We start from the raw sequence: 20,887 nt of genomic DNA on the forward strand, positions 1-20,887 counted from the left end.
GCCGCTTTTAAACGCATTTTTTATGAGCCCGTGGTCGAGGGTGCCAACGGGCCTGGTCCTTACTTTCTTATGGGGTCGGCTCTGGGTCGGGGGGTAACGAATGCTCCTGAATGTGGGCAGATGAATGGTTTAAGCAAGGCGTGTGCCGGAACCGCTGAGGCACGGTGATTCTCCCGTGGCGTGGGCGTTTGCTGCCGCTGGCTGCGAGGCGGCCCTCACCACGGCGCCTCAATTTGGTGCGCGACAAACTTGAACTTCCCCCAGACGCGCTTCTTCTAATAAGCCTTGAAACCTTGTGGAGCCCCCGTCGTGCCCAGAATCATTTCGCCCAACTCCCCGGAAGCGGCGCTGACCGACCACAGCGAGCACAACGCCAAGATCTTCGGTTCGCCCAAGGACCGTCTCGACTTCTATCGTCGCGAGATCCAGTACGAAACCAGCATCCTGGCCAACCGCACCGACGCCTACCTCACCGCCCAGTCATTCCTGGTCATTGCCTTCGTATCCGGGATGGGCAATCTCAACCCGGAGTGGGGCAAGCTGTTCACCCTGCTGGTGCCGGCCATTCTCGCCGCGCTGGGGATCCTCAGCTCACTCAACGCCTGGCCGGGCATACGCGCCGCCTACGAGATCATCGATCACTGGCACTACAAGCAAAGCGAGCTGCTGCGCAGTGAACCGGTGATGGGCATGGCCTACGATGACTCGCCGTTGTTTTCCGAAATGGAGTCGACCCACAAGGGCTATCGCAAATCGCTGCTGTTTTCCATGCGCGCGCCTTGGTTATTCATGGGGTTCTGGCTGGTATTGGGCATCTACGCCTTTTACATCCAGGTCGACAACCCACTGCACTGAGCAATCGGACTGAACTTCATTCGGTAACGCAGCGCCTTAGCATTACGGCGTACAGATTCCCCACAGGCCTGCAAAGAGGTGTGTTATGACGACAAACAACGATCCCCAAACCAGTAACCGCAACGACCCAGTGATCGACGGCGGCGAGCCGGCCCCCAGCACTGGCGCCGATGCCCCCAAAGACCCAAAGCCGACAAGCGACCCAGAGGCCAAGGAAAACGACTACAGTCCAGACTTCAAGCCTGAGCCGCTCGAGCCCAAGCCTGAAACCGATGCCGATATCGATACCCAAGGCGGTTAGAGGAGATGGTCATGTCAAAAGAACTGGACGAAGAACTCAACGATCCTGGAAATGAAGACCCAGGCTCGTTGATGGACGATGCCGAAGTGCCGCTCAACGACCTGGATGAAGCGGCGGACGTCGGCAACACCGAGGAGCAGGACTGATCCGTCCGGACGGGTAGAGGTTGAACGAGGGGCGATCAGCCAGTCTTCCAGGAATGGTCGGCCCCTGGTTTGACGTTGAATTTATGGCGAAGCGGGAAATAATGCTCGCGCATTTTACTGATGTGAAGGCGCAGCAGCAGGGGCGGCTTAATGCCCCGTTCTCGATATAAGTCCAGGGCTCTCTCTTCGTTATTGACGACCGGCCCAGACGAGACCAGTTCTCCGTCCACGACATTCGTATCTTTTGAGAACCCTTCCAGTCCCAGCTCATACATATCAGGTCGTTTTGCCTTGAGTGTGTCGTTGAGCAGGGTAGGGCCCGTCGTTTCGAATAGTTTTTTCCCGTATTCGTCGAGATCAGAGGTAAATGCACCACCGTCGGTAGACTGTCGGGCCACCGGGCGGTTATTCACAAAATAGGGTTTGTTCGCGGCAAAGCGCTTGTGCATTTCCGTGATGACTTCTTTCATCAACGGGTTGCCAGGCTGGGTGGCAAAGTTACTGTTGTTATAGAAAGGTTTGAAGTCGGTGGACCGATGCACAACCGGGTGACCGAGCAGGACATCATTGGCCCCCGCCATCAACGTGCCGGAATCGACGTTGGTCTGGATGAGGTCATCGGTGTCCAGGTAAACCCCACCATGCTTGTGCATGATTTGATAACGCGCGATATCCGAAGTGGCCGCCAGGTTTTTACCTTGTCCTTGACGGAAATAATTGTACATTTCGTCATTTTTCAACTGTATGTAGAGGGCATCCTCACGAAAGTTCTTGACCGTCACGCCGGGGGCTTTGTCTTTCAGGGTGGTTTTTATCTTTTCAAAAATTTCAGGGGTATCGGCGTCAACATGGATGATTGAGGTGTATCCGGGCGCACGTCGGCTGTTTTTAGCCAGGTTGTCGGCCAAATGGGCGGGGAGGTCCTGGCCGGCCCAAAAATAATGCAAGCTCTGGGGTAAGGGGGTGACCTCTTTCGGGACTTTCGGGATCGCCGACACATCGACGAATTGGTAGTGATGAGCGTCTGCCTTTTTAGCGCGCAGAAAATCATTAATGTTGCCTTGCTGCCACGCTCCTTTAGGATTTCGCCAGAAATAGGGAGCGTCCAGGCCTGAAGAGACACCTCGCCAGGCGCCGTGTGTACTGTCAAAGTCGACGGCGTGGTCGACGCCCTTGACGTTGATCCTGAAAGGCGGGGCAGCGTTTTCCACCACCTTGATACCGTCCATCGGCACGACATACGTGTTATCGCCCAATTGCCATGGTGTATGAAATTCCTTCGCGCCCCCCAGCAGACCGACAGACCTGGAGCGAGGCTCCCACCCGGAAATGCCGAGATCCTTGACCGGTATGTCAGGGCCCTTGCCTGTGGGGTGGAGGATGAATCGCTGGCCGTCCTTGACTTTGGATTCATACAGCGCTCCATCGACCTTCACATATTCCTTTTTACTGCGGCCTTGATACACGTTGCCCTGCAGGCCTTTGCTCGAAAGCTCTCGCGGCTCGATGTAGTTGGCTTGATACCCCAGCAAATCGGCATCCGCGACCCGTACTTCGCCACTGGCCGCTACCCGACTGGGGGTGAAGTCTTTCAATGGAGGGCCGATAGGTTGTTTTTTCAGCGGGTCGTATTGATGCCAATTGCCCTGGAACATCACAACGTTGCCTTCAACGCTCTTCTGTCCGACCTTGAATGTGCCGGCGGCTGCCAAGCCATGGCGCTGGCTGACGGTCGTTATCACGTCGTTGCTGCCGATCGCGTCCAATCCCCCCCGTGGGCCAACACTGAACTGTTCGAGGGACTTGCCATAGGCCTGTTGCGTACGCGGGTCAAACGCAAACCACCTTTGCGTGCCTTCGTCGAATTTGGCCAGGGCAGGAATTTCATTGCCGTTACCGGCCAACTTGTAGGTGCCTTCGGCGATATCGGGCCTTTTGGCCAATTGCAGCAGGTCGACGCTGCGGTGGTGATTGCGCAGGTGGTTAATACCCTTATAGCTTGCGTTGACGGCTTTTTTTCCAAGATGCAGGGCACCTCGCGCCAGATCAGCAACCCCGTCCAACGGGTTCAGCGCGCCGAGTGCTGCTCGGCCGATGATTCTGACGACCTGACCTGCTTTTGCGAGCGTCGATGCACCCCTCGCCAGGGCGCTCAGGCCTTTGACCGCACCGCCGAAGCCCACCACGAAACCAAAGATATCAATAGCCAGTTCGACGGCACCTTCCTTGATGTTGCCCGCGATCAAGTTCTCGATGCTTGACTTGAAGGGAATCAGGCCCACCACGATTGCTTCAATGGTCTTATGCAGGGGGACTTGGGTATCAAAGGTTGTCGCCCCTCGGGCGTAACGCTCTACCTCGGGCAAGTTCATGTCCGCAAACAGCGTGTCGATGATGTATTGGGTACTGGCGCTGTTGAAACTGTCAGGCGCACCGTGCCCGGCTGTTTTCCCGTCGGGCAGTGCCGGCGGTTGCGAACCCTCAGGTTTGACGGTGTCGTACCTTTGGCCCAATTGAGGAAGAGTGCCATTTCTAGGTGGGTATTCGACGTAAGTGTGATCGGGCCGCCGAGTCACGGTGCCCTTGATCCGATCAATCGCGTAGGTCATTTTCTTGCCGTTGCGCTCGGTGTCGAACAGCAGTACGCCTTCTTCCACGACCCTGGGATGATCGTCTCGGTAATACCTGATGAGCTTGCGAACGGGCAGTTTGATGAACGCCAGGTTCTCGCGGTCTTCCAGCGGAAGTCTGGCGATCATCTGTTTGAACTGTGCGGACTTGATTTTCTTCAAGGCGCTTGAGAACTCAGCGTATTGCGGCTCGAACAGCTCTCTGGGGCGTGGCAGGGTTTTCAGCGTTTGAGTCACCTTGTCAAGGTCGAACTCTTTTGATGAGGATACCCAGGCTGCTGGCCGTGAATCTGGTCGCTCCTCGTTTTCCCTGGATACGAAAAGATTTTTGAAGTTGCGTGCTTCTTCCGACCAGAACTCCTCCCGGTTGGGCGTCCAGAAAAGCGGTCGGCCATCGATGTAGCCGTCCAGTATCGAGTAAGGCCCGGGGAACCGTTTATGGGGAGGGTCTATGGTGATGCATTTTTTCTCGAACAGTCTGGGGTCCATGTCCGGCAGCGCTTTTTTTAACTGCGCCAGTGCTATTTCTTTGGCCGTTGGCAGGTTGCCGAGTGATGTTTCGCTAGCCTCCCTCAGTTCGTTGATCATCGCACTGAACGTTTTGCGCACTTCGCCCATTACAAGGGGGGTGAGCGGTGGTTTTCTCCCGTTGGCGATGGCCCAATCCTTGAGCGCGTCATTCTGGGCGGCATATTCAATGTGGCGCTCTTGTTCACTGATCGGTGCGATGCTGCTTTCAAGCATGACTTGCGCAAAGGTCATGCCTGCCGTCGAGCCTGGCGCTTTTGCTTCGATGCGCGAAACAGCGGTGGCGAAACTGACCCAAGCGTGAGTGCCGATGGTGACCTCCTTCGGAATATCCTTGATCAGGAATTCCGGCGCTCTGCTGGTCAGCAAAAGGTGTGCTTGAATGGCGGCGGTTTCGGGGGACGAAGCCCTGTCGCTGGCGAGCAGATGATCGGCCAATGCCTTGACTACTGTTGAGGCGGTTTTGTTGGTGTTTTCAGCGCTGACCAGTCGATAGCCTTCGATGGTCAGTCCATCGCCGTTCTCTGTGTTTTTCTCCAGGCCCATGGCGGCGAGCAACCAATCGTTGGCGCTACCCTTGATTTCGCGCGCTTCGAATGCAGCCTGAATCGCCTCTCCCAGGGCCTTGCTTTTAGGGGATTCGATCAAGGTATCGATCAACTTGCGTGGATCGTTGAGGTCGGCAGCCGTGACCCTCCTGCCGTCGAGCAGATATTCCAGGACATTCTTGAAGGGGCTCAGATTGATGTTGCCGAACTTGCCTGCGCCGATGTCTGCCTTGAGCTGCTGCAGGCTTTGCGTATCAAGCGGCACGGGCCAGGCCAGCGCCCCGCCCAGATTGCCATTGGGGGGCGAGTAGGGCGGAAGTGTAGAAAGCGATGAGATCAGGTTTTCCAGCTCGATGTGATTGCTGGGGATGTCCAAGCCATGATCCCGCAGATAGTCAAACACACTGATTGTGTTCGCTGGTTGATGGTCGGCGGAGGGGTAGGTGGAGGGGTAGGTGTTATGAGCAGGCAGGGAGAGTTTCTTGCGCTTCAACTGGTTTTCAAGATCATCGGGGTGTTCGAAGCCGTCCTTGGGCAAAGGCGGCAGCTCCTTTAGTTCGAAGACGATCTGATTGCGGATGAGGATATCGCCCACTAACGCTTGCTGGTGCAGGAGCGCGTCCTCGCTGCGGGATTCGATCAAGCCAGCGTCGGTGCCAGCATCAAGGGTCTTGAAGCTTGAGTTGCGCAGAATGCCGTGCGCCTGTGTACGCAGGTCACTCGCCGTCAGCGCCGGCGGCTGTTCCTGGTAAAAACGCGCGATTATCGATCCCGGAATTTGCACATCCTGAAGAACCTCCTGAGGCATGAAGGCTGTATCAGGATACCCGGCGCAGATAACCTGTGCGGCGTGAAGGATAGGCCCACGGATAGCGGCCCATTGCCGGTCTTCTGGACCAACCGTGTGCAGTTTCTGTTGGGGGTCAAGGTGGCGCTTGAGCTTGAAGGAAACTTGCCCTGACTGGGTGTTGAGTATCAGCGACGAAACGTCGATCCCTTTGTCTTGAGCCCACTGAACAACGTCGGGTAACTGAAGGGTGTTTTTCAACTGCTCGCGCCACTGGCCGAAGGTGGAGTGTGGGTCAATCGCGTTGATACGCACATCCGTACCGGCCTTGGCCGCGCGTAGCATTGCAAAGCCATACTCGTTGGCCAACTCGCGATCGCCCGAGACACGCGACTTGTCAGCTGTTTCCAGCGAGGGGGTTTCACGTTTGGGGCGAGAGAGGGGCTCGGATGGGATGTCCGTGCGCGGGGCGTACGAAGCGATGCGGCTCAAAGTGGGAGTCATGTGTGCTGTCATCTCAGGGGGCAGGATGGTTCCAAGGCGTAGATTTGCTTGGTTTACCCCTGAGTAACTCTCGAACTTCATCGGTTCCAGCGTTTGTCAATACAGAGTTATCCGTTTATTTCCAATCGGCGTCTCTTCATTTTCCCATCGCTTGGCTGCGGCGCTCGTACCACGCCAGCATCGGCTGAGTGCTCAGGCCATGCACAACAATGCTCAAGGCGATCACCGATACCGTGAGGTCCACGGCTACCGCGCTGCTGGTGCCGATCAGGCCGTGATTGAGGGCATAGAACAGGTAGAAGATACTGCCGATCCCGCGAATGCCGAACCAGCCCATCAAGCCGCGTTGGCGAAGATCGATCAGGCGCCCCCAGGGCATCGCCAATACGCTCAGCGGCCGGATCACGCAGAACAACAACGCCGCTATCGGCAGGGCGCGCCAATCCCAATGACTGGCAAGTACGATCCCCAGCACCGTCACCAGGAACACTTCCATCGAACGCTCCACCAGCCCGCCGAACGCCAGCATGTCGCCCATCATGACCCCGGCGGCAATTTGCGTGTCTTCCAGCGCGCTGACATCGCCGTGCAAGGCTTTTTCCGGCGCCACTTCAAGATGCCCGACCACGGGGCGGGCCAGGTGCTCGGACGGTGTCTGCGCTTTGCCGCTGGATTTGAATTCGGCCTGGCGCAACCCCAGCCCGGCGGCGAACACCGCCAGGAAGCCATAGCCACCCACGGCTTGCGCCGCCACGTAGGCCAAGGCAATCAGGGCCAGGGTCAGGTAATCGTTGGGCGACAGGGTGCTGTCGGCATTGGCGATGCGCATGCGCAAGGTCACACGCCCGATGCCCCGGCCCATCCAATAGCCAATCAACAAGCCGGCCGGCACCGCCCACAGCAGGTTCTTCAGTACCCAGCCACCCAGCCAGTCACCGTCGAAGCCGCCGTGCTGCATGAACAGCAGCGCAAAAATCACAAAGGGAAAGGCCGTGCCATCGTTCAGCCCGGCTTCACCGGACAAGCCGAAACGCAACGGGTCATCGTCCTGGGCATTGTTGACCTGCACCAGGCCGGCCAGCACCGGGTCGGTCGGGGCGAGCATCGCGCCGACCAGCAATGACGCACCCCATGACAACCCCAACAGATAGTGCAACGCCAGGCACACGCCGAGGATGGTCAACAGCATCACCGGCCCGGCCATGCCGAAGGCGATACGCCAGGTGCGATGCTTGAGGGGCAGGCGCAGTTTCAAGCCGCTGACGAACAGTGAAAACAGCACCGCGACTTCGGTCAGGTGCTCCATCCAGCGGGCCGAGCCCTTGATGTCCAGGTGCAGCAGGTCCGCACCCAGTGGGCCGATGGCGACCCCCAGCAACAGGCACACCGCCGAGGTGGTCACCGGCATCCAGCGCAGATAGGAGGAGGTGAGGGCCAATATCAGCAAAATAGCCCCGAGTACGGCCATCCATAAAATAAACGTCATCAAGCGTGCATCCGGCCGTGGTCTATGCAGGTTGGAGAGGCATGGCCGGATACAGGTTCAATGTGGTTTGACGCAGGCTAGCCGCAGCATCAAGAGCGCCGGAGTCCTCGGTCAACGCGCGGGTGCCAGGCGCTCCAGCAGCAGGCGCTCCAGGGTGGAAGCCGGCAACGGTCGGCTGAACAGGTAGCCCTGGATCTGATCACACCCGGCCTCCTTCAAAAACGCCAGCTGATCCTGGGTTTCCACGCCTTCGGCCACTACCCGCAGGTTCAGGCTGTGGGCCAGTTCGATGATGGTGCGGGTGATGGCCGCATCCTGTGGGTTGGTGGTGACTTCGCGGATGAAGGCGATGTCGATCTTCAAGGTGTCGATGGGAAAACGGCGCAGATACGCCAGGCTTGAATAGCCGGTGCCGAAGTCATCGATGGAGATTTTCACGCCCATGGCGCGCAGGCGCTGCAGGCTGGCGATGGTGCGTTGGGTGTTCTCCATCAGCGAGCTTTCGGTCAGTTCGACCTCCAGGTAATGGGCCTGAACCCCGGTCCTGGCCAGGGTATGGGCGATATCGGCAATCAGGTCGCCTTCGATCAATTGGTGACCCGAGACATTCACCGACACTTCCACAGCGCCGATAACGCCGCGTTGCCAGGTCGCGATCTGTCGGCACACGCTGTCGATCACCCAGCGCCCGACAATCACGATCAAGCCCATGCTCTCCAGTATGGGAATGAACACCGCTGGAGACACTGGCCCATAGCCTGGGCGCTCCCAGCGCAGCAACGCCTCCAGAGCGCATATCTGGCCGCCGGCCAGCTCGATCTTGGGCTGGTAGTGCAGGGTGAAATCCTGTTGCTCAACCGCCAGGCGCAAGTCCTTTTCCAGGTCCTGGCGCGCCAGGTCGTGCACGCTCATGCCGGTGGTCTGATCGGTTTGCCGCTGCAGTTGCTGCTCGAGCAACAGGCTATGGTTTTTCAACTGGTCGCCACGGGCCTTGAGCCGCAGCAGGTTGCGCACCCGCAGCCATAACTCGACGCGCTCCACCGGCTTGCTGAGGAACTCCTCGGCGCCGGTTTCCAGGCCACTGACGCGGGCGCTGGACTCGCTCAGGGCCGAGAGCATGATGATCGGGATGCTGGCCGTGGTTTCATCACCCTTCAAGTGGCTGGCCACTTCGTAGCCGTCCATGCCCGGCATCATGATGTCCAGCAGGATCAGGTCCGGCGGCTGTTGCGCCACCAAAAGCAGGGCTTCTTCACCGCTGGCGGCGCTCAGGGTCTGGTAGCCCTCATGCTGCAGCAGGGTTTCCAGCAGCTTGCGAACCTGGGGTTCGTCGTCAACGATCAACAGCGTGGCGGGTTGGCTGGCCATGGAGAGGGCTCATGTGAGGGGGTTGATAGTCTTTTGCAGCAAGCTGTCGATCACCTGGTACAGCTCTTTGTAGCGCAGCGGCTTGATGATGTAGGCATCGCAACCGGCCAGTCGGGTTTTTTCGCGGTCCTCCTTCATCGCCATCGCGGTCAGGGCGATCACCGGGATATGGGCGGTGATGGGGTCTTGCTTGAGCAGGGACGTGGCGGCCAGGCCGTCCATGCCCGGCAGTTGGATGTCCATCAGGATCAGGGCCGGTTGTTTTTCCCGGGCCAGGGTCAGGCCGATTTCGGCATCGGCGGCCCACAGCACCGTGTGCCCGGCGTTGATCAGCAGCAAGCGCGCCAGGCGCATGTTGGCCTCGTTGTCTTCGACGATCAGGATGTCGGCCATGACGCCTCCGGAGCACGATGCAATGGCAGCCACACTACGAAGCGCGCGCCCAGGCCCACGCGACTGGCCACAGCGACGCTGCCGCCGTGCAGGTCGGTCAGTTGCTTGACCATCGCCAGCCCCAGGCCCGTGCCTTCAAACTTGCGCGCCAGGCTGCTGTCGATCTGGCTGAAGGCCTTGAACAGCTTGCTCATGTCGTCTTCGGCGATACCGATGCCGGCGTCGCTCACGCTCAGTTCCAGAAACCGCTGGTGCGCGCTGGGTTGCAGGGCGAAGCCATGGGCCGGCCAATCCCCCGGCACCTGGCCGACCTGGGCGCGGCTGACTTCGCGCACCGCCAGGGTCACGCGGCCGCCGTGTTCACTGAACTTCACCGCATTGGCCAGCAGGTTGTAGATGATCTGCTTGGTCTTGCGCAGGTCCAGGGCCAGCACGCCGAAATCCGTCGCGCATTCCAGTTTCAACTCGATGCGCTGCAGCGCGGCCTTTTCCCGCACGATCAGCAAGCTGTTGGCCAGCAAGCCATCGAGCGCCACGGCCTCCAGCTCCAGGTCCATCATCCCGGCCTCGACCTTGGACAGGTCGAGAATGTCGTTGATCAGCGACAGCAAGTGCTGCCCGCTGGTGAAAATATCGCCGATGTATTCGCGCTGCACCTCGCTCATGTCGCCCACCAGGCCATCCTTGAGCGCTTCGGAAAAGCCGATCACCGCGTTCAACGGCGTGCGCAATTCGTGGGACATGGTCGCGAGGAACTCGGACTTCATGTGGCTGGCGTGCTCCAGCTCCAGGTTCTTTTCTTCCAGCGCGCGCTCGAAGCCTTTGCGTTCGGCTTCCTCCTGCTTGCGTGCGGTGTTGTCGGTACCGATCAGCAGGTAGCCAATGATGGTGTCATGGCGGTTGCGCAAGGCGGTCACCGAGACCATGGCCGACAGGCGACTGCCGTCCTTGCGGATATAGGTCAGTTCATAAATGTCTTCGATGCCACGGGAAGCCTTGAACACCAGGGCTTCGAAACCCGGTGTGATCGGCGTGTCGAGTTCCAGGCTGAGGGCAGCGGCGCGGGTGATCAGTTCGGCAGGGTCGGAGATGTCGGCGGGGGTGATGCGGTTGAGCACATCGGCAGCGGCGTAGCCGAGCATGCGTTCGGCGCCGACGTTGAAGATCTGGATCACGCCTTTTTCGTCGGTGGCGATGCTGGAAAAATACGCGCTGTTGAAGATCGCATCCTGCAGCGCACCGGTCTTGAGCAAGGTTTTCTGGCGTTTGAACTCAACGATCTTTTCAGCGCGTGATTGGGGCGGGTCGGGTAGAGGGGTGTCCATTGCCAAGCATTCCGTAAACTTCAGACTTGCCACCGGCAGAGCACGACGGCGTAGCACATGCTCACAAAAGATCGCGCGAACGCGACAACAAGCGGAGATGCGGTCTTTGGACAATAGCAGACATTATGGCGTTTTGATGGCGACGATATCCATTTGACGCGTAAAAGCCGGCATTTCAACGATTTGCGAATTTACACGGTGATGAAACGTTTCACCTGGCACATAAATGCTCACGCAAGCGCTTGCGTAAGCAAATGTATCTGGACTAGAGTCGGCAGCACTCGACAACAAAAACAATAAATCCAGGAGCTCATCCATGAGCCTTGAACCCTTGCTTGAGATGCAGGGCATCAGCAAAACCTTCAACGGTTTGCGCGTGCTCAAAAGCGTCGGCCTGAAGGTCTACCCCGGCGAAATCCACGCCTTGATGGGGGAGAACGGTGCCGGCAAATCCACGCTGATGAAAATCCTCTCCGGCGCCTATCAGGCCGACCCCGGCGGCGAAATCCGCATCGATGGCCAGCCCGTCGCCACCTTCACGCCTGCTACCGCAAAAGCCCTCGGCATCGCTGTGATCTATCAGGAATTGAGCCTGTGCCCGAACCTGAGCGTGGCCGAGAACATCTACCTGGGCCGCGAGCTGCGGCGTGGCTGGACCATCGACCGCAAGGGCATGCAGGACGGCTGCATCGAGGTGTTGCAACGCCTGGGCGCCGAGTTCAAACCCTCGACGCCGGTCAGCAGCCTGTCGATTGCCGAACGCCAACTGGTGGAAATCGCCCGCGCCCTGCATGCCCACGCCCGAATCCTGGTGATGGACGAGCCGACCACGCCGCTGTCCTCCCGCGAGACCGACCGCCTGTTTGCGCTGATCAAACAACTGCGCGGCCAGGGTCTGGCGATCATCTACATCAGCCACCGCATGGCCGAGATCTACGAGTTGTCGGACCGGGTCTCGGTGCTGCGCGACGGCCAGTACATCGGCGAACTGACCCGCGATGCGTTGTCGGCCGAAGTGCTGGTGAAAATGATGGTGGGCCGCGATCTTTCCGGCTTCTACAAGAAAGAACACGCCGCCTATAACCCTGGCAACGTGGTGATGCGCGTGCGTGACATGGCTGACGGCAAACGCGTGCGCCACTGCAGCTTCGACCTGCATGCCGGCGAAGTGCTGGGCATTGCCGGGCTGGTCGGGGCAGGGCGTACGGAGCTGGCGCGACTGATCTTTGCCGCCGACCCACGCACCAGCGGCACCCTCGAAGTGGTCGGCAAGCACGTCACCCAATTGCGCACCCCGGCCGATGCGATCCGCGCCGGCGTGGTGTACCTCACCGAGGACCGCAAGGCCCAGGGCCTGTTCCTCGACATGAGCGTGGCCGACAACATCAATGTGTGCGCCTGTGTGCCGGATGCCCATGCCGGCGGTGTGCTGGATCGCAGCCATGGCGCGCAGCGCGCCAACGACGCGATCAAGGCGCTGTCGATCCGCGTGGCGTCGGGCAAGGTCAATGTGGGCGCGCTGTCCGGTGGCAACCAGCAAAAGGTGTTGCTGGCGCGGCTGCTGGAGGTCAAGCCCCATGTGCTGATCCTGGATGAGCCCACCCGTGGCGTGGACATCGGCTCCAAATCCGAGATCTACCGCATCATCAATCAATTGGCCCAGGCAGGTGTCGGCATCGTGGTGATCTCCAGCGAGCTGCCGGAAATCATCGGCACCTGCGACCGTGTGCTGGTCATGCGCGAAGGCCAGTTGGTGGCTGAAGTCGGCGGGGCCTCCGGTCACGTCATCTCCCAGGAACGTATTATCGACCTCGCCACCGGTGGCGATCAGGTGGTGGTCAATGGCTGAATCGAATATCGCAACAACCACGACGGGCAAGGCTGAACGCGTACGCGAGCTGATGCGCACGGTGGGCATGTTGCCGGTGCTGGTGCTGCTGCTGGTGGGCTTTGCCCTGGCCAGCGAAAACTTCCTGACGATGCAAAACCTGTCGATCATCACGCAGCAGGCCTCGGTCAACGTGGTGCTGGCGGCCGGCATGACCTTCGTGATTCTCACGGCGGGTATCGACCTGTCCGTCGGCGCGATCCTCGCGGCGTCGGCGGTGGTCGCCCTGCAGGCGTCGATGTCGCCGCAGTTCGGCATGTTCGGGATTGCCGCCGGTATCGGCTTCGGGCTGTTGCTGGGCCTGGTCAACGGCGGGTTGATCGCGTTCATGCGCCTGCCGCCGTTTATCGTCACCCTCGGCGCGCTGACCGCCATGCGTGGCCTGGCGCGCTTGCTGGCCGATGACAAGACGGTATTCAACCCGGACTTGCCGTTTGCCTTTATCGGCAACGACTCGATCCTCGGCGTGCCGTGGCTGGTGGTCATCGCCGTGGCCGTGGTGGCGCTGTCGTGGTTCATTCTGCGGCGCACGGTGATGGGCGTGCAGATCTACTCGGTGGGCGGCAACCCGGAAGCCGCGCGGCTGTCGGGAATCAAGGTGTGGAAAGTGCTGTTGTTCGTCTACGCCATGTCCGGCGCCCTGGCCGGGCTTGGCGCGGTGATGAGCGCCTCGCGCCTGTTCGCCGCCAATGGCTTGCAATTGGGCCAATCCTACGAGTTGGATGCGATCGCGGCGGTGATCCTCGGCGGCACCAGTTTCACCGGCGGCGTCGGCACCATCGGCGGCACGCTGATCGGCGCACTGATCATCGCGGTGCTCACCAATGGCCTGGTGCTGCTGGGGGTATCGGATATCTGGCAGTACATCATCAAGGGCATCGTGATCATCGGCGCGGTGGCGCTGGATCGCTATCGCCAGTCCGGCGCCCGAACCTGAGTTCACTCCTACAACAATCACAAGAGAGACCGCCATGAACGTCAAACGTATCTTCCCCGTCATTGCCTTGGCTGCCCTGATGTCCCAGGCCGTGCAGGCCCGCGAACTCAAGGCGCTGGGCATCAGCATGGGCTCTTTGGGCAACCCGTATTTCGTGACCCTGGCCGATGGCGCCACGGCGCAGGCCAAGGCACTCAACCCCAACGTCAAGGTGACGTCGGTGTCGGCTGACTATGATTTGAGCAAGCAGTTCTCGCAGATCGACAACTTCATCTCGTCCAAGGTCGACCTGATCCTGATCAACGCCGTCGACCCGTCCGCCATGGCCTCGGCGATCAAGAAAGCCCGCGACGCCGGCATTGTCGTGGTGGCGGTGGATGTGGACGCCAAGGGTGTGAACGCCACGGTGCAGACCGACAACGTCGAAGCTGGCAAGCTGGCCTGCCAGTACCTGGTGGACAAGCTGTCGGGCAAAGGCAATGTGATTATCCAGAACGGCCCGCAAGTCACCGCGGTGACTGACCGCGTCAAAGGGTGCAAGGCCGCCCTGGCCGGCGCGCCGGACATTAAAGTGCTGTCCGACGACCAGGACGCCAAGGGCTCGCGCGAAGGCGGCCTGAACGCGATGCAGGGTTACCTGACACGCTTCCCGAAAATCGACGGCCTGTTCGCGATCAACGACCCCCAAGCCATCGGCAGCGACCTGGCGGCCAAGCAGCTCAAGCGCAGCGGCATCATCATTACCTCGGTGGACGGCGCGCCGGATATCGAGAATGCGCTCAAGACCGACACACAGATCCAGGCCTCCGCCAGCCAGGACCCGTGGGCCATGGCCCAGACAGCGGTGAACGTCGGCAATGACCTGCTCAATGACAAGGCCCCGGCCGAAGCGGTGACCCTGCTCACGCCCAAACTCATCACCCGCGACAACGTCGGCAGCTACAGCGGCTGGTCGAGCAAGCACTGATTGACTCAAGGGGAGCGCGCCGTGGTCACCATGGACGACGTGGCAAGCAGGGCCGGCGTGTCGCCGTCGACCGTGTCCCACGTGTTGAACGGCACCCGCAAGGTCAGCCCGGCCACGGTGCAGGCGGTACAGCGTGCGATTCGGGAGCTGGGCTATATCCCCAACACCCTGGCGCGCGCGCTGGCCCGTTCCACCACCAACACCATTGGCGTGGCGATCTCGGCGCTGTCCAACCATTACTTCAGCGAGACGGTGCACGCGATTGAAACCGAGTGCGCCCGGCACGGCTACATGATGCTGTTTGTCGACACCCACGACGACCCGGAGCAGGAATTGCGCGTGGTCACCGCGCTGCATCACCGGCGGGTCGACGGCATTGTGCTGGCGCCGTCGAACGGCTCGTTGGCGCTGGACTACCTGCGCGCCAATGAGCTGCCTGCGGTGCTGGTGGATCGCATGATGAGCGAGCAGTTCGATCAGGTCGGGGTGGAGAATAGCCAGGCCACCCAGGCGCTGATCGAGCACCTGGTCGCCCACGGGCACCGGCGCATCGGCTTTATCGCCGGGCGTGCGGGCTTCAGCACCACCGATGAGCGGGTGGCGGGTTACCAGGCCGCGTTGCAGGCGGCGGGGCTGGCGTTCGATCCGCGGTTGCTGGTCAACGGCGGCTCCAACACCGAGCCGGCCCGCCAAGCCACCCGGCAGTTGCTGAGCCTGGCCGAACCACCGACCGCCATCATGGCCGGCAATAACCTGATGACCCTCGGCGCCATGCACGCCCTGCGTGATGCGCAGATCGAAGTGCCGGGGCAAATGGCGCTGGTCGGCTTCGATGATTTCGAATGGGCGGACTTTTTCGTGCCGCGCCTGACCTTGATCGCCCAGCCGGTCCAGCAACTGGGCGCCCGCGCTGTCGAGCTGTTGCTGCAACGCATGGCAACCCCCACTGCACCCAAGCACAGCGTGCGCCTGGCGCCACGCCTGCAGGTGCGTAATTCCTGTGGCTGTGATTGATCGGACCCACCCCGTATGAACCGTCCTGTTTCCCTTGGTATTGACCTTGGCACCTCCGAACTCAAAGCCATCCTCATGGACCTCGACGGCAGCGTGCTGGCCCGCGCGGGCGTGCACTTGAGCGTGTCGCGCCGCCATGGCGGCTGGTCCGAGCAGGCGCCCGAAGACTGGTGGCAGGCCTGCCTGCAGGCACTGGACTCACTGCGCGCCCATGAGGCATTTGCCCGCGTGGCCTGTATCGGCCTGTCGGGGCAGATGCACGGTGCGGTATTGCTGGGGGCCGACAACCGCGTGTTGTACCCGGCAATCCTGTGGGACGACTCCCGTGCAGTCTTGCAGGCCGAACAACTGGGCACCGGCTATGCCGAGATCACCGGCAGCTTGTCGATGGCCGGGTTGACCGCGCCGAAACTACTCTGGCTGCAACAGCATGAACCTGAGGTGTTCAAGGCGATTGATTGCGTGCTGTCGCCCAAGGATTACCTGCGCTTGCGCCTGTGCGGGGAGCGGATCAGCGAGATGTCGGACGCGGCCGGCACCCTGTGGCTGGATGTGGCGCGACGTGAGTGGTTTACCCCGATGCTGCACGCCACCGGCCTGACGCCTGCGCACATGCCCCGACTGGTGGAGGGCGGTGCCGCAAGCGCTGGTGTCACGGCCGCTGGCCTGGGCTTGTCGCCGCAGGTGGTGATCGCCGGGGGCGGCGGCGATAACCCGGTAGCGGCCGTCGGGATCGGCGCTATCGATGCCGGTGACGGGTTTATCACCCTGGGCACCAGCGCGGCGATTGTCGCGATTACCGCTCACGCCGCCGGCAACCCGGCCAGTGCGGTGCACAGCTTCTGCCATGCGCTGCCCGAGCGCTGGTACACCATGGGCGCCATGCTGGCCGGCGCCAGTTGCTTGCGCTGGGTAACGCGCCTGACGGGCATGGCGGATGAACAAACGCTGTTGGACCAGGTGCAGACGCAACTGCCAATCGAACACGCGGTACCGCTGTCCACCCCGTTGTTTCTGCCGTACCTGGCGGGTGAGCGCACGCCGCATAACGACCCCTTGCTGCGCGGCGGCTTCATGGGGCTTGGCCATGACTGCACACCGGCGATGCTCGGCTATGCGGTGATGGAAGGCGTGGGTTTTGGCTTGCTCGACGCTTGGCGCGCGGTGCAGTCGACCGGGGCTGAGGTCAAATCCTTCGCGCTCGTCGGCGGAGGGGCGCGCAGTGAGTATTGGGCGCAACTGCTGGCGAATATTCTGCAGCGGGAGGTTTTTACCCTGCATGGCAGCGAACTGAGCGCGTGCATCGGGGCGGCGAAATTGGGGTTCATGGCCATCGGGGAGGGCGCTGATTTGCTGGCGGCGGGGATGCCGGTGAAGGCGCGGTATGTGCCCGATGAGCAAGTGCAGCCGGTATTGGCGGCGCGGTATGGCAAATTCCAGGGGTTGCTTGCGGCAGCCAAAGCCCTCCGGGATTGAACAGGATCATTCCCACGCTCCCGCGTGGGAATGCAGCCCGTGACGCTCTGCGTCACCTGCTCACTTGCAGCGGTTGGCGAGACGCAGAGCGTCCCAGGAGGCGTTCCCACGCAGAGCGTGGGAACGATCAGTGTTCTGCGTGCTGTCAGTCGGTCAACGGCGGCAAGCGCCGTTTCACCGGGGTTTTCTTGACGATGGCAGTGTTGGTTTCGGCATACCCGTTGATCCGGTCGAGCAGGCTGTCCAGGTGGTCCATGGTGCGCACATGCAGGCGGGCGATGAAGCAGTCGTCGCCGGTGACTTTGTCGCATTCGGTGAATTCGGGGATTGCCTGAATCTGGCGTTCCACTTCCTGCAACTTGCCGGGCAGCGGACGGATGCGCACGATGGCTTGCAGCAGATAGCCAAAATGCTTGGGATCGATATCGACGGTGTAGTGGGTCAGCACGCCGCGTTCCTCCAGGCGGCGCAAGCGCTCGCCGACGCTTGGCGAAGACAGCCCGGTGATGCCGGCCAGGGCTTTGAGGGATAAACGCGAATCATCCATCAAGGCGGCGATCAGTTGCTGGTCGATGGTGTCAATCATAGGGTTCGCCTAATAAGAAAAGGTGAATCGACGGTTTGGGCTTTTTTAGTCGCTGGAGCGGCTGTCGGGCAGCTTGCCATAATTGAGCCTCACTTGAGGAGCATCAATCATGGATACAGCTGTCCGTCGCGGAACCTGGGAAATGATCGCCGCCATGCTGATCTCCGGCACCATCGGTTGGTTTGTGCTGGTGTCCGGCGTGTCGGTGATCGAAGTGGTGTTCTGGCGCTGCATGATCGGCGCGCTGGCGCTGCTGCTGGTGTGCGCATGGCTCGGCTACCTGAAGCTGGACTTGCTCAGTTGGGCCAGGTTCGGGCTGGCGGTACTCAGCGGTGTGGCCATCGTCGGCAACTGGCTGCTGCTGTTCGAATCCTACTCGCGTGCGTCAATCGCCATCAGTACGGCGGTGTACAACGTGCAACCGTTTCTATTGGTGATGCTGGCGGCGCTGTTTCTCGGTGAGAAAATCACCCTGCAGAAGATGGCCTGGCTGAGCGTGGCGTTCCTGGGCATGCTGGCAATCGTCACGGCCCATGGTGAACAACCGGCTGGCGAGGACTATTTGACCGGCATCGCGCTGGCCCTGGGCGCGGCGTTGTTGTACGCGATTGCAGCGCTGATCATCAAGCAGCTCAAGCAAGTGCCGCCGCATTTGATGGCGTTGATCCAGGTGACTACCGGCGCGGTATTGCTGGCGCCGCTGGTGCCTTGGGACCGCTTACCCACGTCGACTGATGCCTGGGCGGCACTCGCCACCCTGGGCCTGGTGCACACGGGTTTGATGTATGTGTTGTTGTACGGAGCCATTCAGAAGCTACCGACTGCGATGACCGGCGCCTTGTCGTTCATCTACCCGATTGCGGCGATTTTCGTCGACTGGATCGCCTTCGGGCATCGCCTTGGATGGCTGCAATGGTTGGGCGTGGCGGCGATTCTGCTGGCGGCGGCGGGGTTGCAGCGGGGCTGGTGGTGGCCCCGTAGCTTCGGCAGGAGCGAGCTTGCTCGCGAAGAACGCTAACGATAACGCAGCTCATCGAGTTAACACGCGGCGTTCTCAGGTTTCTCGCGAGCAAGCTCGCTCCTACAGAGGGTCAGTGTGTGCCCTGGAAAATGAGGTTCTCGGGGTTGAAATGCTCCACGGCGCTGCCCGGCTGCGGCAATCCGAGGATGTGCCCCTTGATCTTGCCGACCACGTGCATTTCGCACGGTTTGCAGTCGAACTTCAGCGTCAGCACTTCATCGCCATGGATCAACTGCATCGGCGCCACCTTGGTCTTCACCCCCGTCACACCCTTGGCCTGTTTAGGGCACAGGTTGAACGAGAAACGCAGGCAGTGCTTGGTGATCATCACCGGTACTTCGCCGGTTTCTTCGTGGGCCTCGAAGGCGGCATCGATCAGCTTCACACCGTGACGGTGGTAAAAGTCGCGGGCCTTCTGGTTGTACACGTTGGCCAGGAACGACAGGTGCGCGTCCGGGTACACCGGCGGCGGCGTGGTCTCGGCTTTGCGTGCACCCCGCGGGTGCGCGGCGACGCGAGCGACGGTCAGGGCTTCGATCACTTCACGGCGCAATGCCTTGAGCTGCGAGTTGGGAATGAAGAACGCGTGCGGCGCGTCCAGCTCGATGCGGGTGGCGTGGTACTCGGTGGTACCGAGTTGGCCCAGCAGGTCGCGCAGGGTATCCAGGGCCTGTTCCGGCTTGTTGGCCACGCCAAACGGGCCGGGCAGGGTGACGCTGGCGCTGATACCTTCTTCGCTGGTGGCGGTGAGGTGCAACTGCTCTTCACGCAGGCGCGCCACCCAAGCCAGGCCGATACGACGCTCGGCCGAGGTCTTGAGCAACGCCTGCTGCCAGTTATGGTCCAGGTTGCGGTTCAACGGGTGATTCGGGCGCAGCTGGTGCAGGCCCGCCGGCATTTCGTTCGGTTCGACGCGGTAGCGGTAGCGCTTCTCGCCGTCTTCCTCGAATTCGCCCTTGGGCTCGGCGATGTTGGCGCGGAACCCCACCACTTCACGCTTGACCAGTACATTGAGGCCGTCGCCGTTGGACAGCGGCTCATGGGTGACCACCTGCAAGTCGCGCTTGCCGGCTTTTTCCACCACACCCACCGGCAGGCCGGTGAAGGTCGGGGTGTCGAAGGCGCCGATATCGATCTTGCGGTCGCTGACAAAGTAGTCGGTACTGCCACGGTGGAAGGTTTTTTCCGGGTCGGGCAGGAAGAAGTGCGCGGTACGCCCGCTGGAAGCGCGGGCCAGGTCCGGGCGGTCTTCGAGGATTTCGTCGAGGCGCTGGCGGTAGTAAGCGGTGATGTTCTTCACATAGCCCATGTCCTTGTAGCGGCCTTCGATCTTGAACGAACGCACGCCAGCTTCGACCAGTGCGCGCAGGTTGGCGCTCTGGTTGTTGTCTTTCATCGACAGCAGGTGCTTTTCAAAGGCGACGACGCGGCCCTGATCATCTTTCAAGGTATACGGCAGGCGGCACGCCTGGGAGCAGTCGCCCCGGTTGGCGCTGCGGCCGTTCTGCGCGTGGGAGATATTGCACTGCCCGGAGAACGCCACACACAGGGCGCCATGGATGAAGAACTCGATGGCGGCATCGGTCTCGTCGGCGATGGCGCGGATCTCTTGCAGGTTCAGCTCGCGCGCCAGTACCAACTGGGAGAAACCGGCCTGGTCGAGGAACTTGGCGCGGCCCAGAGTGCGGATATCGGTCTGGGTGCTGGCGTGCAGCTCGATGGGCGGAATATCCAGCTCCATCACGCCCAGGTCTTGCACGATCAAGGCATCGACACCGGCGTCGTAGAGCTGGTGGATCAGCTTGCGCGCCGGCTCCAGCTCGTTGTCATGCAGGATGGTGTTGATGGTGGTGAAAACGCGAGCGTGGTAACGCCGGGCGAATTCCACCAGTTGCGCGATATCGCTCACCTCGTTACAGGCATTGTGACGGGCGCCGAAGCTCGGCCCGCCGATATAAATGGCGTCGGCGCCATGCAGGATAGCCTCGCGTGCGATGGCCACATCGCGGGCAGGGCTGAGCAATTCCAGGTGATGCTTGGGCAAGGACATAGTTTTTTTAGTCAGGCTTGTCACGGTCGAGGCGGGCATTGTAGCTGCGAAAAGTCTTACCGGCATCTACCACAGGG

17 protein-coding genes are annotated in these 20,887 nt (G+C 60.9%); 9 read left to right on the forward strand and 8 right to left on the reverse strand.

Going from position 1 to position 20,887, the window contains the following annotated elements:
- Positions 1-309 precede the first annotated feature (309 nt).
- From C4J88_RS13450 to C4J88_RS27735, 3 genes are all read left to right on the forward strand, one after another.
- Positions 310-855, forward strand: a complete 546-nt coding sequence (locus tag C4J88_RS13450; protein WP_124367040.1) for a hypothetical protein — start codon at positions 310-312, stop codon at positions 853-855.
- A gap of 85 nt (positions 856-940) precedes the next feature.
- A complete protein-coding gene (locus tag C4J88_RS13455; RefSeq protein ID WP_124407199.1) occupies positions 941-1,156 on the forward strand; it encodes a hypothetical protein in 216 nt (71 codons plus the stop codon).
- Between the two features lie 11 nt (positions 1,157-1,167).
- Positions 1,168-1,302, forward strand: a complete 135-nt coding sequence (locus C4J88_RS27735) for a hypothetical protein (RefSeq protein ID WP_256658857.1) — start codon at positions 1,168-1,170, stop codon at positions 1,300-1,302.
- Positions 1,303-1,337: 35 nt separating this feature from the next.
- On the opposite strand, the gene C4J88_RS13460 is transcribed toward C4J88_RS27735, so the two are convergent.
- The 6 genes from C4J88_RS13460 to C4J88_RS13485 form a co-directional block, all read right to left on the reverse strand.
- A complete protein-coding gene (locus C4J88_RS13460; RefSeq protein WP_124407200.1) occupies positions 1,338-6,299 on the reverse strand; it encodes a glycosyltransferase family 32 protein in 4,962 nt (1,653 codons plus the stop codon).
- A 136-nt stretch (positions 6,300-6,435) separates the two neighbouring features.
- Positions 6,436-7,785, reverse strand: coding sequence for a sodium:proton antiporter (locus C4J88_RS13465; protein ID WP_124367043.1), 1,350 nt, complete (start codon positions 7,783-7,785; stop codon positions 6,436-6,438).
- A 111-nt stretch (positions 7,786-7,896) separates the two neighbouring features.
- Positions 7,897-9,153 carry an EAL domain-containing response regulator gene (locus C4J88_RS13470; protein ID WP_124407201.1) on the reverse strand — a complete coding sequence of 419 codons (1,257 nt, stop codon included), beginning with the start codon at positions 9,151-9,153 and terminating at the stop codon, positions 7,897-7,899.
- A 9-nt stretch (positions 9,154-9,162) separates the two neighbouring features.
- On the reverse strand, positions 9,163-9,546 hold the full coding sequence (locus tag C4J88_RS13475) for a response regulator (RefSeq protein ID WP_124362853.1): 384 nt from the start codon (positions 9,544-9,546) through the stop codon (positions 9,163-9,165).
- Positions 9,531-10,871 carry a HAMP domain-containing sensor histidine kinase gene (locus tag C4J88_RS13480; RefSeq protein ID WP_124362854.1) on the reverse strand — a complete coding sequence of 447 codons (1,341 nt, stop codon included), beginning with the start codon at positions 10,869-10,871 and terminating at the stop codon, positions 9,531-9,533. The genes C4J88_RS13475 and C4J88_RS13480 overlap by 16 nt, the downstream gene beginning before the upstream one ends.
- 123 nt (positions 10,872-10,994) lie before the next feature.
- On the reverse strand, positions 10,995-11,189 hold the full coding sequence (locus C4J88_RS13485) for a hypothetical protein (protein ID WP_124367046.1): 195 nt from the start codon (positions 11,187-11,189) through the stop codon (positions 10,995-10,997).
- Between C4J88_RS13485 and C4J88_RS13490 the strand changes: the two genes are divergently transcribed.
- Genes C4J88_RS13490 through xylB form a run of 5 tightly spaced genes read left to right on the forward strand, consistent with a single transcriptional unit; the run spans position 11,188 to position 17,153 of the window.
- Positions 11,188-12,720: a sugar ABC transporter ATP-binding protein gene (locus tag C4J88_RS13490; RefSeq protein ID WP_124407202.1), complete on the forward strand. Its 1,533-nt coding sequence runs from the start codon at positions 11,188-11,190 to the stop codon at positions 12,718-12,720. The genes C4J88_RS13485 and C4J88_RS13490 overlap by 2 nt on opposite strands.
- The gene (locus tag C4J88_RS13495) at positions 12,713-13,696 is read left to right on the forward strand and encodes a ribose ABC transporter permease (RefSeq protein WP_124367048.1); all 984 of its coding nucleotides are present in this window, start codon (positions 12,713-12,715) and stop codon (positions 13,694-13,696) included. The genes C4J88_RS13490 and C4J88_RS13495 overlap by 8 nt, the downstream gene beginning before the upstream one ends.
- Positions 13,697-13,730: 34 nt before the next feature.
- Positions 13,731-14,663, forward strand: coding sequence for an ABC transporter substrate-binding protein (locus C4J88_RS13500; RefSeq protein ID WP_124367049.1), 933 nt, complete (start codon positions 13,731-13,733; stop codon positions 14,661-14,663).
- A 21-nt stretch (positions 14,664-14,684) separates the two neighbouring features.
- Positions 14,685-15,677, forward strand: coding sequence for a LacI family DNA-binding transcriptional regulator (locus tag C4J88_RS13505; protein ID WP_124407203.1), 993 nt, complete (start codon positions 14,685-14,687; stop codon positions 15,675-15,677).
- Positions 15,678-15,692: 15 nt separating this feature from the next.
- Positions 15,693-17,153: a xylulokinase gene (gene xylB, locus C4J88_RS13510; protein ID WP_124407204.1), complete on the forward strand. Its 1,461-nt coding sequence runs from the start codon at positions 15,693-15,695 to the stop codon at positions 17,151-17,153.
- Between the two features lie 145 nt (positions 17,154-17,298).
- On the opposite strand, the gene C4J88_RS13515 is transcribed toward xylB, so the two are convergent.
- Positions 17,299-17,739 (reverse strand): Lrp/AsnC family transcriptional regulator, encoded by a 441-nt coding sequence (locus tag C4J88_RS13515; RefSeq protein WP_124407205.1) that lies wholly within the window; start codon positions 17,737-17,739, stop codon positions 17,299-17,301.
- Between the two features lie 109 nt (positions 17,740-17,848).
- Between C4J88_RS13515 and C4J88_RS13520 the strand changes: the two genes are divergently transcribed.
- A complete protein-coding gene (locus C4J88_RS13520; RefSeq protein ID WP_124407206.1) occupies positions 17,849-18,757 on the forward strand; it encodes a DMT family transporter in 909 nt (302 codons plus the stop codon).
- Positions 18,758-18,830: 73 nt separating this feature from the next.
- Here the strand turns inward: C4J88_RS13520 and C4J88_RS13525 are convergent, their stop codons facing one another.
- Positions 18,831-20,810 carry a U32 family peptidase gene (locus tag C4J88_RS13525; protein WP_124407207.1) on the reverse strand — a complete coding sequence of 660 codons (1,980 nt, stop codon included), beginning with the start codon at positions 20,808-20,810 and terminating at the stop codon, positions 18,831-18,833.
- Between the last annotated feature and the right edge of the window lie 77 nt (positions 20,811-20,887).

This window comes from Pseudomonas sp. R4-39-08, assembly GCF_003852275.1.
Classification (GTDB): Bacteria; Pseudomonadota; Gammaproteobacteria; order Pseudomonadales; family Pseudomonadaceae; genus Aquipseudomonas.